The organism is Amycolatopsis sp. SID8362 (assembly GCF_010550475.1).
In the GTDB taxonomy this organism is placed as follows: Bacteria; Actinomycetota; Actinomycetes; order Mycobacteriales; family Pseudonocardiaceae; genus Amycolatopsis; species Amycolatopsis eburnea.
The window spans coordinates 1-11,515 of sequence record NZ_JAAGNB010000689.1 but is presented as its reverse complement, the minus strand read 5'-3'; the positions used below and the strand labels follow the sequence as shown (position 1 = coordinate 11,515).

13 protein-coding genes are annotated in these 11,515 nt (G+C 71.3%); 3 read left to right on the top strand and 10 right to left on the bottom strand.

The window, feature by feature from the left end; all coding sequences use genetic code 11:
• The coding region (locus G3I65_RS21105) for an iron ABC transporter permease (RefSeq protein ID WP_160697633.1) at positions 1-532 on the bottom strand (532 nt) is incomplete at its 3' end.
• A gap of 161 nt (positions 533-693) precedes the next feature.
• Here G3I65_RS21105 and G3I65_RS21100 point away from each other — a divergent pair.
• Positions 694-1,311 carry a PadR family transcriptional regulator gene (locus G3I65_RS21100; RefSeq protein WP_160697632.1) on the top strand — a complete coding sequence of 206 codons (618 nt, stop codon included), beginning with the start codon at positions 694-696 and terminating at the stop codon, positions 1,309-1,311.
• Here the strand turns inward: G3I65_RS21100 and G3I65_RS21095 are convergent.
• A complete protein-coding gene (locus tag G3I65_RS21095) occupies positions 1,254-2,060 on the bottom strand; it encodes a class I SAM-dependent methyltransferase (RefSeq protein WP_160697631.1) in 807 nt (268 codons plus the stop codon). The two genes, G3I65_RS21100 and G3I65_RS21095, sit on opposite strands and share 58 nt — an antisense overlap.
• A 113-nt stretch (positions 2,061-2,173) precedes the next feature.
• Here G3I65_RS21095 and G3I65_RS21090 point away from each other — a divergent pair, with 113 nt between their 5' ends.
• Entirely contained in the window at positions 2,174-3,019 is an 846-nt protein-coding gene (locus G3I65_RS21090) for a VOC family protein (RefSeq protein WP_160697630.1), read from the top strand.
• On the opposite strand, the gene G3I65_RS21085 is transcribed toward G3I65_RS21090, so the two are convergent.
• From G3I65_RS21085 to rpsB, 6 genes are all read right to left on the bottom strand, one after another.
• On the bottom strand, positions 3,007-4,323 hold the full coding sequence (locus G3I65_RS21085; protein ID WP_160697629.1) for an MFS transporter: 1,317 nt from the start codon (positions 4,321-4,323) through the stop codon (positions 3,007-3,009). The two genes, G3I65_RS21090 and G3I65_RS21085, sit on opposite strands and share 13 nt — an antisense overlap.
• 81 nt (positions 4,324-4,404) lie before the next feature.
• Entirely contained in the window at positions 4,405-5,493 is a 1,089-nt protein-coding gene (locus tag G3I65_RS21080; protein ID WP_160697628.1) for a phosphatidate cytidylyltransferase, read from the bottom strand.
• Positions 5,493-6,050 (bottom strand): ribosome recycling factor, encoded by a 558-nt coding sequence (frr, locus tag G3I65_RS21075; RefSeq protein ID WP_086855890.1) that lies wholly within the window; start codon positions 6,048-6,050, stop codon positions 5,493-5,495. The genes G3I65_RS21080 and frr overlap by 1 nt, the downstream gene beginning before the upstream one ends.
• Before the next feature lie 48 nt (positions 6,051-6,098).
• Entirely contained in the window at positions 6,099-6,842 is a 744-nt protein-coding gene (gene pyrH / locus G3I65_RS21070) for a UMP kinase (protein WP_072480944.1), read from the bottom strand.
• A gap of 118 nt (positions 6,843-6,960) precedes the next feature.
• On the bottom strand, positions 6,961-7,776 hold the full coding sequence (gene tsf / locus G3I65_RS21065; RefSeq protein ID WP_160697627.1) for a translation elongation factor Ts: 816 nt from the start codon (positions 7,774-7,776) through the stop codon (positions 6,961-6,963).
• A 92-nt stretch (positions 7,777-7,868) separates the two neighbouring features.
• Positions 7,869-8,729 carry a 30S ribosomal protein S2 gene (gene rpsB, locus G3I65_RS21060; RefSeq protein ID WP_125306581.1) on the bottom strand — a complete coding sequence of 287 codons (861 nt, stop codon included), beginning with the start codon at positions 8,727-8,729 and terminating at the stop codon, positions 7,869-7,871.
• Positions 8,730-9,515: 786 nt separating this feature from the next.
• On the opposite strand from rpsB, the gene G3I65_RS21055 reads away from it, so the two are divergent.
• On the top strand, positions 9,516-9,905 hold the full coding sequence (locus G3I65_RS21055) for a M23 family metallopeptidase (RefSeq protein WP_375336701.1): 390 nt from the start codon (positions 9,516-9,518) through the stop codon (positions 9,903-9,905).
• Here the strand turns inward: G3I65_RS21055 and G3I65_RS21050 are convergent, their stop codons facing one another.
• Positions 9,906-10,754, bottom strand: coding sequence for a FliA/WhiG family RNA polymerase sigma factor (locus G3I65_RS21050; protein ID WP_160697626.1), 849 nt, complete (start codon positions 10,752-10,754; stop codon positions 9,906-9,908).
• A gap of 109 nt (positions 10,755-10,863) precedes the next feature.
• Positions 10,864-11,515: tyrosine-type recombinase/integrase (locus G3I65_RS21045; RefSeq protein ID WP_160697625.1), on the bottom strand; the 652-nt coding region annotated here is incomplete at its 5' end.

The window sequence follows — 11,515 nt, the reverse complement described above, 5'->3', positions numbered from 1 at the left end:
CGAACGTCGTGGCGTCGGTGAGCAGGAGCACGCTGGTCACCGACCCGAGCGCCGCCGTCACCGCGGCGCCGGCCAGCGCGAGCTTCACAGGCGTCGCCCCGGCCCGGCCGAGCGAGCTGATGCCGTAGACGACGGCGCCCGCGGCCGCCGCGCCCGCGAAGCCGAACCAGACGTACCCGCCGACGCTCGTGAGGCCGAAGGTGCCGATGCCGAGGACGACGAAGAGCGCGGCACCCGCGTTGACGCCGAGCAGTCCCGGATCGGCCAGCGGGTTGCGCGTCGCGCCCTGGATGACGGCGCCGGACAGGCCCAGCGCGACGCCGGCGAGCACCCCGGCGAGCGTGCGCGGGAGCCGGAGTTCGCGGACGACGAGGTGGTCGGGGTTGCCCGCGTCGAAGTGGAAGAGCGCGTCGAGCACGGTGCCCGGGCTCAGGCCGCGGGTGCCGACGGCGATGCTGAGCAGCACGGCGGCGGCCACGGCCGCGGTGAGGACCACCAGCCCGGCCGTGAGCGGGAGCGAGCGGGTCCGCACTGGTCGTTACCTTTGCTAACAGGTCTTTAGGCTTGCCTACCCTATGCGTCCGAACTTGAGCTCTCAAGCTCCGTGAGCGGCATCACGGGCAGCGGGTTGCCTTCCGACTGTTTCCGATATATCGTGAAGCAGTCGCAACAGTTCGAGAAAGGAACACAGACATGCGTAGGCAACGACACCCCTTCGCCCACGAGCGTGGGCGCACCCCCTTCGGGCCCTTCGGTGGTTTCGGCGAGTTCCCCCCGGGCTTCGGTCCCGGTGGACGCGGCCGCGGTCACGGCCCGGGCCGGCGGGGTCACGGCGGACGGCGCAGCCGCCGCGGTGACGTCCGCGCCGCGATCCTGGCGCTGCTCGCCGAGCAGCCCCGGCACGGCTACGAGATCATCCGCGAAATCGGCGAGCGCTCCGGCGGCTTCTGGCGGCCGAGCCCCGGCTCGGTCTACCCGACGCTGCAGCTGCTGGCCGACGAAGGCCTGGTCATCAGCAAGGACGAGAGCGGCAAGAAGCTGTTCGAGCTGACCGACGCCGGCCGCGCCGCCGCGGAGCAGCAGGACAGCACCCCGCCGTGGGAGCAGATCGCGCAGGACGTCGACCCGACCGAGGTCGGGCTCGCCAAGGCGGGCAAGAACCTCGCCGCCGCCGTCGTGCAGATCATGCGCGCGGGCACCGAGAGCCAGCAGGCCCGCGCGGCCGAGGTGCTCAACGACGCCCGGCGCTCGCTCTACGGCATCCTCGGCGAGGACGAGGAAGAGTCCCCTTCGCCGGAGCCGGCGGAGTGACCAGGCAGGACGAGGCCGGTGGGCTTGCGCCGCGCGTGGACGCGGTAGCCCACCGGCAGCGTCAGGTCTTCGGCGCGATTCCCGTTACGCTGCAAGGACTCCGCGATCGCCTGTTCGGCGACGGGCTTGCTGAACTCGATCTTCAGCACCGCTTCGAGGTCCGCGGCGGTCGCGAAACGCCACTCGGTGGCGACGCGGCGGCAGCCGAACCCGGCGCGGGCGAAGAACCGTTCCACCGCGGCCGGGTCGTAGTGCGGTAGGTCGGCGCGCATCCAGCCGCCGTAGGGCTCGCTGGTCACGTCAAGGTCGACGATCAGGATCTTCCCGCCCGGCCGCAGGACGCGTTCGGCCTCCGCCAGCCCGGGTTCGCAGCCCGGCCCGAAGAAATAAGCCGTGCGCGCGTGCACGATGTCGACGCTCGCGCTGCGCACCGGCAGCCGCTGGGCCCGGCCCAGACGGACGTCCGCGTTCGACAGTCCCGCGACGCGCTTCAGCGCGCTTCGCACCAACGGCTCGTGCGGCTCGACGCCGAGCACCGACCGCGCGTCACGGGCGAAGACGGGCAAGTGGAAACCGTCCCCGCAGCCGACGTCCAGCACGTCCCGGCCGGCCCAGTCGCATTCCTCGCGCAGCACGCGCCAGATCTCGCCGCCGCTGTCCTGCGCGCGGTTCTCCCGCTCGTAATCGGCCTGGTAGTACCAGATGTTGGGGCTCGGCACGACCTCCGCGCGCCGGGACGACCACCGCACCCCGCTGCTCCTTCCGGGTCCTCGTCGCCTTTCCGTGCTCTCCCGGTGGCGAATTCTTGGCGGAAACCTCACGGATCACGCTTAGAATCCGGTGGGTATCGGGAGGAGCACACATGGCAATCGGCCCGTCCAGTACCCCGTCCCCGGTCCCGGCCGGAATTCCGTGCTGGATCGAGCTGGCCTGCCGCGAGCAGGCCGTGGCGGAGAGATTCTACGGTGCCCTCTTCGGCTGGGAGTACACCACTCAACGGGATCCGGCGACGTCCGACGGCCGCTACGCCATCGCGACGCTGAACAACCTCCCCGTCGGCGGTCTCTACCGCGCCGCGCAGGGCGCGCCGCTGGGCTGGATGCCCCACCTTTCCGTACCGCACACCGCGAGCGCGGCCGAGTGGGTCGAGCACCTCGGCGGGCAGCTGACGCTCGGGCCGATGCCGATCCCCCAGCGCGGCACCATCCTGCACGCGTTCGACGCGTGCGGCGCGCCGGTGGTGTTCTGGGAAGTACCGCCGGACTGGGAATTCGTCACCGGGATCCCCAACACCTTCAGCGGCGCGGACCTCAACACCCACGACGGCGTCGCGGCGGATCACTTCTACACCAAGCTCTTCACCTACGGCAGCCACCAGATCGGCGACGGCGAGTCCCTGGACTACGTCGAATGGCTCATCGAGCACGAGCCCGTGCTGTACCGGTACGTGATGGGGTCGGAGTACAGCCTCGACACCCCGCCGCACTGGCTCGTCTACTTCGACATCGACCCGGCCCGCGGCGCCGACGCGGTGGCGGGCGAGGCGCTCATGCACGGCGGCACCGTCGTGATCCAGCCGTACGACACACCGTTCGGCCGGATGTCGATCCTCGCCGACCCCGAGGGCGCCGTCTTCGCCGTGATCGACCACTCGCGCGTCTCCGAAGAGTGGGGCCGCGCCGAGGTCGACGACCCCTACGACGACTGACGCGCGGCGAACGCCAGCCCCGCGACCAGCGCGTACCCGGCCGCCACCAGCCACATCCCGGCGGCCGGGGCCAGCGCGCCGACGAGCGCGACCCCGATCGCGCCTCCGGTCTGGCGCGACGCGTTGAGCACGCCCGCGGCCAGCCCGGCCTGGCCCGGCAGGGCGTTCATGGCCAGCGACGTCATCGCGGGCATGGCGAGCGAGCAGCAGCCGAAGACGACCGAGACGACGGCGAACGCCAGGAGCGCGCGGTCGGCCGGCAGCACTGCGAAGCCGATCGAGCCGAGGAGCCCGGCCAGCGCGCCGGCGACCATCGGCCCGCGCGGGCCGGACCGCCCAGTCAGGCGTCCGCTGAAGAAGGCGTTGAGCCCGACCACCGCCGTGAGCGGCACCAGCGCGAGCCCGGCGGCCAGTGCCCCGAGCGACCACGCGCGCTGCAGGTACAGCGCGAGGCTGAAGAGCGTGCCGTAGAGGCAGAAGTTGAACAGGCCGCCGATCCCGGTGGCCACCGGGAAGTTCCGGATCTTCAGGGTCCCCAGCGGCAGCACGGGTTCCGCGAGCCGCTTCTCCACGGCCACGAACACCGCGCCGGCCACCACTCCCGCGGCGAGCAGCGCGAGGGTCGCGGGCGCGGCCCAGCCCGCGTGCCCGGCCTCGATGAACCCGGCGACGAACGCGGCGAGCGAGACCGTGCCGGTGACCTGCCCGGCGAAGTCGAGGTGCGTCTCCCGCCGCGGCGGCTCGGTGACCGCCCGCCGCGTCAGGACGATGGCGAGGACCCCGACCGGGACGTTGACGGCGAAGACGAGCCGCCAGTCGGCGAGGCCGACGGCGAGCCCGCCGAGCACCGGCCCGGCGGCGAGACCCGCCCCGCTCATGCCGCCCCAGACGCCGAGCGCGTGGGCGCGCTCCCGCGCGTCCGGGAACTGGTGGACGATCAAGGCGAGCGACGACGGCAGCAACGCGGCGGCCCCGGCACCCTGCACGGCCCGCGCGGCGATCAGCCAGCCGGCGTCCCCGGCGAGCGCGCAGCCGATGCTCGCGAGGACGAAGACGGCGACACCCGCTTCGAAGACCCGGCGCGAACCCCACCGGTCACCGGCGGCGCCCCAGGTGAGCAGGAACGCGGCGAGGGTGACGGTGTAGGCGTCGACGACCCACTGCAGCGCGGCCGTCGACGGCTCCCCGAAGTCGGCGCCGATCGCGGGCAGCGCCAGGTTCACGATGGTCGCGTCGAGCGTGATCATCAGGAAGCCCAGGCAGACGGCGGAGAGCGCGAGCCGGGCGCGGGTTTCGGTGACCATGTCCCGAGTCAAACCCGCGGAAGCTTCGGCCGTCCACGAACCTTTGCCTTTCGCGTGGGAGCTTGCGGCTCCCACCGCAGGTCAGCCGAGCGGCACGAACGCCGACAGCAGCAGCCAGGAAACGACGGCCGAAGGCAGCAGCGAGTCGAGGCGGTCCATGATGCCGCCGTGACCGGGCAGCAGGGTGCCCATGTCCTTGACGCCGAGGTCGCGCTTGATCAGCGACTCGACGAGGTCGCCCAGGGTCGCGGTGAGCACGATGGCGACACCGAAGATGACGCCCTGCCAGACGTGGCCGTCCAGCAGCAGGCTGAGGGTCAGGGCGCCGGCAACGACCCCGCCGACCAGCGAACCCCCGAAGCCTTCCCAGGTCTTCTTCGGGCTGATGGTGGGCGCCATCGGGTGCTTGCCGCCGAGCACGCCGGCGATGTAGCCCCCGGTGTCCGAGGCGACGACCCCGATCAGGAAGGTGAGCACGCGCCCGACGCCGTCCGACGGCGGCACGAGCATGGCCGCGAACGCGCCGAAGAGCGGCAGGTAGGCGGCGGCGAACACGGACGCGCTGATGTCGCGCAGGTAGCCCTTCGCGCCGCCGGGCAGGCGCCACAGCAGGCAGGCGAGCACGGTGAGGACGAACGCGGTGAGCGCGCCTTCGCGCCCGAACGGCCAGGCGAGCCAGATCATCGCCTGCCCGCCCACGAGCACCGGGATCATCGCGACCCGGGTGTCGGCGACCCGGCGCAGCACCCCGGCGAATTCGAAGGTGCCGACCGCGATCGCGATCGCGATGATCCCGATGAACAGGAACCGCACGGTGAGCAGGGAAACGATGATCGCGGCCCCGAGCAGCAACCCGACCCCGATGGCCGCGGGCAGGTTCCGGCCGGCCTTGGACGCCTTCTTGGCTTCCGGCGCAGCCTCGGTACCCGGAGCCTCGGCGGCCGACGACCGGGTCGCTTCCCCAGTCGCCGGAGCGGCCGGGTCCGAGGGCGCGCCCGTTCCCGAGGTCTCCGGCACGACCGGCGTCTCCGCCGTCGCGCCGGTCGTCCCCGGGAAGTCAGGCGTGGCCGGGGTGCCGGCGTGCGCCGGCTCCGGCGTCCCGGGCGCGGCCGCCGGGTGTTCTCCGGTGGCGTCCACCCGGTCCTCGCGTTCCTCGCTCACCTGTGCCATCAGACCTCGAGCAGCTCGGCTTCCTTGTGCTTGACCAGCTCGTCGACCTTGTGCACGTAGGTGTCGGTCAGGTTCTGCAGTTCCTTCTCCGCGCGCGCGACGTCGTCCTCGCCCGCCTCGCCGTCCTTGGCGATGCGGTCCAGTTCGTCCTTGGCCTTGCGGCGGATGCTGCGGATCGACACCCGGGCGTCTTCGCCCTTGCCCTTGGCGACCTTCACCATCTCCTTGCGCCGCTCCTCGGTGAGCTGCGGGATGACGATGCGGATGACCTGCCCGTCGTTGCTCGGGTTGACGCCGAGGTCCGACTCCCGGATCGCCTTCTCGATCGCGCCGAGCTGCGTCTGGTCGTAGGGCTTGATGAGCGCCATCCGGGCTTCCGGCACGTTCACGCTGGCCAGCTGGTTCAGCGGGGTCGGCGAGCCGTAGTACTCGACGACGATCCGCGCGAACATCGTCGAGGAAGCCCGCCCGGTGCGTACCGACGTCAGCTCGTCCTTGGCGACGGACACCGCTTTTTCCATCTTCTCCTCGGCGTCGAGGAGGGTCTCGTCGATCACGGCTACTCCCGTTGTTGTGATGGGTGGCGCTTGCTGATCCCAGCAGGTCTAGGCCGGCACCCCGTCGGCGGGGGTGCTGACCAACGTGCCGATTCTTTCACCACTCACCGCGCGGGCGATGTTCCCCTCGGTGAGCAGGTTGAACACGATGATCGGCATGTTGTTGTCCATGCAGAGGCTGAACGCCGTCGCGTCGGCGACCTTGAGGTCCCGCTCCAGCACCTCGCGGTGGGTGATCTCGCGGAACATCTCGGCAGTGGGGTCGCTCTTGGGGTCCGCGGTGTAGACGCCGTCGACGGCCTTCGCCATCAGCACGGCTTCGCAGCCCAGCTCGAGCGCCCGCTGCGCCGCCGCGGTGTCGGTGGAGAAGTACGGCATGCCGACCCCGGCGCCGAAGATCACGACGCGCCCCTTCTCCAGGTGCCGCTCGGCGCGGCGCGGGATGTAGGGCTCGGCGACCTGGCCCATCGTGATGGCGGTCTGCACGCGGGTGGGCAGGCCCTCCTTCTCCAGGAAGTCCTGCAGCGCCAGGCAGTTCATCACGGTGCCCAGCATCGCCATGTAGTCGGCGCGGTCGCGGTCCATACCGCGCTGCGAGAGCTCGGCGCCGCGGAAGTAGTTGCCGCCACCGATCACGACCGCGACCTGGACGCCGGTGCGGGCGACGTCGGCGATCTGCTGCGCGACCGAGTGGACGACATCCGGATCGACGCCGATCGAACCACCGCCGAACATTTCGCCGCCCAGTTTCAGCAGCACCCGCCGGTAGCCACCTTCGACCCGGTCACCCATCTATGTCGCCTCCTAGGCCCCTCGACCGTGCATTTACTTCTCCGGACCCGACAGTGCCCCGTCCCCGATGGACGGAGACGGGGCACTGTGGGTGTGAAACCTACGCCCTGGCCTGGGGTCAGGCCTGGCCGACCTCGAACCGCGCGAACTTGGTCAGCGTCACGCCGGCCTCGTCGAGCAGGGCCTTGACGGTCTTCTTGTTGTCCTTGACCGACGGCTGCTCGAGCAGGACGTTGTCCTTGTAGTAGGCGTTGACCTTGCCCTCGATGATCTTCGGCATGGCCTGCTCCGGCTTGCCCTCTTCGCGGGCGGTCTTCTCCGCGATCGAGCGCTCGTTCTCGACGATCTCGGCCGGGACCTCGTCGCGGGTCAGGTACTTCGCGCGCAGCGCGGCGACCTGCATGGCGGCACCGCGGGCGGCCTCGGCGTCGTCACCGGTGAACTCGACGAGCACGCCGACGGCCGGCGGCAGGTCGGAGCCACGGCGGTGCAGGTAGGTCGCGGTCTGGCCCTCGAAGGCCACGACGCGGCGCAGCTCGAGCTTCTCGCCGATGCGGGCCGACAGCTCCTGCACGACCTCGGCGACGGTCTTGCCCTCGAGCTCGGCGGCCTTGAGTGCCTCGACGTCGGAGGTCTTGAGCGTCTTCGCGACCTCGACGATCTTCGCGGCCAGCGCCTGGAAGTCGGCGTTCTTGGCGACGAAGTCGGTCTCGGAGTCGAGCTCGATCAGGACACCGCCGTCGCCGGTGACCAGGCCCTCGGCGGTGGCGCGCTCGGCGCGCTTGCCGACGTCCTTGGCACCCTTGATGCGGAGGAACTCGACGGCCTTGTCGAAGTCGCCGCCGTTCTCTTCCAGGGCCTTCTTGCAGTCCATCATGCCGGCGCCGGTCAGCTCGCGCAGGCGCTTCACGTCAGCGGCGGTGTAGTTCGCCATTCTGGTAAATCCGTCCTTTTCAGGTACGTAAGCCTTGGAGGGTGCTACGCCCGTGCGGCCGGCCGGAGCCGGCCGCACGGGCGGGGTTGACATCAGGAGGAGGCGGTCGCCTGCTCGGTGGCGGCCTCGGTCGCGGCAGCGGCCTCGGTCGCGTCGGCGGCGGCGGTCTCGGAGCCGGTCAGCAGCTCCTTCTCCCACTCGGCCAGCGGCTCGTCCGCGGCGACACCCGGCTCCGGCTTCGTGTCGGCCGACGCTCCGTTGCGGCTGGAGCGCGCCATCAGGCCGGCGGCCGCGGCTTCGGCGACGACCTTGGTCAGCAGCGCGGCCGACCGGATCGCGTCGTCGTTGCCCGGGATCGGGTAGTCGACCTCGTCCGGGTCGCAGTTGGTGTCCAGGATCGCGACGACCGGGATGTTCAGCTTGCGAGCCTCGCCGACGGCGATGTGCTCCTTCTTCGTGTCGACGATCCACACCGCGCTCGGCACCTTGGCCATGTCGCGGATACCGCCGAGGGTCTTCTCGAGCTTGTCCTTCTCGCGGGTCAGCGTCAGGATCTCGCGCTTGGTGAGACCCTCGAAGCCGCCGGTCTGCTCGCGGGACTCGAGCTCCTTCAGGCGGAGGAGGCGCTTGTGCACGGTCTGGAAGTTGGTCAGCATGCCGCCGAGCCAGCGCTGGTTGACGTAGGGCATGCCCACGCGCGCGGCCTCGTTGGCGATGGCTTCCTGCGCCTGCTTCTTGGTGCCGACGAACATGATCGTGCCACCGTGCGCGACGGTTTCCTTGATGAACTCGAAGGCACGGTCGATGTAGGTCAGCGTCTGCTGCAGGTCGATGATGTAGATGCCGTTGCGCTCGGTGAAGATGTAGCGCTTCATCTTCGGGTTCCACCGACGGGTCTGGTGCCCGAAGTGCACGCCGCTGTCGAGCAGCTGCTTCATGGTGACGACGGCCATTGCCGGAATCACACCTCTTCTGTGTAGTGCGCGCCGTTCGTTGGCCGGCGCGCGGCTCGGTTTTGTCGCTCCCGGCCGGGTGGCCGTTCGCCCTGGTGCCCGTGGCGGCGTCCGGACCCCGAGGTGCTTGAGGAACCCCTGGGACCGCCGGACCCCGTGCGTCTCCCCCGCGTGGAAAATCGAAGGGGACGCGCACGTGCACGCGAAGTCAGCCCGCTCACGCGGACCGCGCAAAAGATTCTACCCCCTCCCACCACCCCGCCCCCCACCGGCGGCGATTGCGCGAGGGAGTTGTCCACATCGGGTCCGGTTATCCACAGATTCGCCATCGCTCCCCCACGGGCGCCCCCGGTGCCGCACGCTGGGGACATGGAGTCGATCAAGCGTTCCCGGCGGCTGTCGCCGGGCTGGTCCGGAATGGTGTTCGTGCTGGTCGTGGCGATTTGCGTGGGGTTGGGAGGTGGGATAGGGACGGCGATGGCGCCGGCCCGGGATCCGGTTTACGAGAGACCCGGAAGAGTGGTCGCCTCCGCGGCCGCGGAGCCTGTGGAGCTGGGGATAGCCGGTGCGCCGGTCGCCGATCCGGGGCCTCCGCCGACTTCGCCGTTGTTCCTGCCCGCGCCACCGGACGGGCCGTGGCCGCCGCCCCTGCCCGCGGCGCCGGCCGGCTCTCGGCCGCCACCGTTGCTCGCCTCGCGGGCGGCTCTGGTGCGCGCGGAGTCACGGCCGCTGCCGCCCCGGGACGTACGGCAGCCGCGGCTGTCCTGGCCACTATCACCCGTTCCGGTGGTCGCGAAGTACTTCGACGCCCCCGAAACGCCCTACAGCGCCGGGCACCGCGGGGTCGACCTGGCCGCCGCGCCCGGGCAGGAGGTGCTCGCGGCCGACGCGGGGGTCGTGGTGTTCGTCGGCCCGGTCGCCGGGCGGACCGTCATGTCCGTCGACCACGACGGCGGGCTGCGCACCACCTACGAGCCCATCGAGCCGAAGGTGGCCGTGGGCGAGCAGGTCTACCGGGGTCAGGTCCTCGGGACCGTCCTCGCCGGGCACCCCGGCTGCCCGGTGGCGGCCTGCCTGCACTGGGGCGTGCGGCGCGGCGACGAGTACGTCGATCCCCTGGCCCTGACCGGCGAGGTCGGCGAATACCGGCTCAAGGCGTGGGGAGGTGGTGGATGATCAGGTGCCGGTCTGCTCGACGAGCTTCGCGCGCAGGCGCATGACGGCCCGGGTGTGCAGCTGGCTGACCCGCGACTCCGTGACGCCGAGGACCTTGCCGATCTCGGCGAGGGTCAGGCTCTCGAAGTAGTAGAGGCTGACGACGATCTTGTCCCGCTCGGTGAGCTGCGCGATGGCCTGCGCGAGCTGGCGGCGGTTGTCCTGGTCGACGAGCACCGCGACCGGGTCGACCGCGTCGTCGTCGGGCAGCGTGTCGACCAGGGAGCCGCTGTCCTTGCCGGCGGCCACCAGGTCCTCCAGCGCGACGACGCTGGTCAGCTGCAGCTGGCCGTAGAAGTCGCGCAGGTCGTCGAGGCCGATGCCGAGTTCGGCGGCGAGCTCGGCGTCGGTCGGGGTGCGGTGCAGGCGGGCACCGAGGCGCTCCATCGCGCGCTCGGCCTCCTTGGCCTTGCTGCGGACCGCGCGCGGCACCCAGTCCTGCGAACGGAGGTCGTCGAGGATCGCGCCGCGGATGCGCTGCATCGCGTACGTCTCGAAGCGGAGGCCGCGCTCGGGGTCGAACTTCTCGATCGCGTCGACGAGGCCGAAGATGCCGGACTGCACGAGGTCGCCGACGTCGACGTGGGTGGGCAGACCGGTGCCGACCCGGCCCGCGACGTACTTGACCAGCGGGGCGTAGTGCAGCACGAGCCGATCGCGCGACGCCTGGTCCGGGCTGTCGGCGAACTGCCGCCACAGCGCCGCGATCCCGGCGTCGACGTCGTAGCCCGCCCGGGTGTCCGCGGGCGCGGCGGCCTCACCGTGAGTGGTCACTCCGGCGGCTTCGGTCACGTGCGGTCCTGCGGTCATTGCACAGTCGTTCTCGGCATGCGGCTCAGTGTCGTCTCCGTGCTCGTGCGGATGCGCGTGCGCCGCCGGGCCCGCTGCTGGCGACCCCGGCGAGACCCCCGGGGCCGCCTCAGGCCCTGGGGTGCGCTCGGTCATGGATCGCTTTCAACCGGTCGACGGTCACATGAGTGTAGAGCTGCGTCGTGGCAAGCGTAGCGTGACCAAGCAGTTCCTGAACGCTCCTGAGATCGGCGCCCCCTTCGAGCAGATGCGTCGCGGCGGAATGACGCAGGCCGTGCGGCCCCATGTCGAGCGCTCCGGGCACCGCCGTGACGGCGTCGTGCACGACTCGCCGCACCGCCCGCGGGTCGACGCGTTTGCCCCGGACACCGAGGAAAAGCGCGGGTTCGGCGCCGTCACCACCGCTTTCCGCGACGATCTTCGGCCGCCCCTCCTCGATCCAGTCGGCGAGCGCCGCCGCCGCCGGGACGCCGAAGGGGACCACGCGTTCCTTCGCGCCCTTGCCGAGCACCGTGACGACACGACGGGAGAAGTCGGCCCCGCCGACGTCCAGCCCGCACAACTCGGACACGCGGATGCCGGTGGCGTAGAGCAGCTCGACGATCGCGTGATCACGCAGCGCGACGGGATCACGCTGCTCCGCACCCGCCGCCGACGCCTGCATGACCTCCCCCGCCTGCCCGGCGCGCAGCACCCCGGGCAGGGTCCGGTGCGCCCGCGGGGCGGCGAGCCGGCCACCCGGGTCGGTGGCCAGGACACCG

Coding starts and splice junctions, on each gene's coding strand:
- G3I65_RS21090 (WP_160697630.1), top strand. CDS start 2,174: ATGGCAATCGGCCCGTCCAGTACCCCGTCCCCGGTCCCGGCCGGAATT.
- G3I65_RS21080 (WP_160697628.1), bottom strand. CDS start 5,493: ATGGCACAGGTGAGCGAGGAACGCGAGGACCGGGTGGACGCCACCGGA.
- G3I65_RS21100 (WP_160697632.1), top strand. CDS start 694: ATGCGTAGGCAACGACACCCCTTCGCCCACGAGCGTGGGCGCACCCCC.
- pyrH (WP_072480944.1), bottom strand. CDS start 6,842: ATGGGTGACCGGGTCGAAGGTGGCTACCGGCGGGTGCTGCTGAAACTG.
- G3I65_RS21050 (WP_160697626.1), bottom strand. CDS start 10,754: ATGACCGCAGGACCGCACGTGACCGAAGCCGCCGGAGTGACCACTCAC.
- rpsB (WP_125306581.1), bottom strand. CDS start 8,729: ATGGCCGTCGTCACCATGAAGCAGCTGCTCGACAGCGGCGTGCACTTC.
- G3I65_RS21085 (WP_160697629.1), bottom strand. CDS start 4,323: ATGGTCACCGAAACCCGCGCCCGGCTCGCGCTCTCCGCCGTCTGCCTG.
- tsf (WP_160697627.1), bottom strand. CDS start 7,776: ATGGCGAACTACACCGCCGCTGACGTGAAGCGCCTGCGCGAGCTGACC.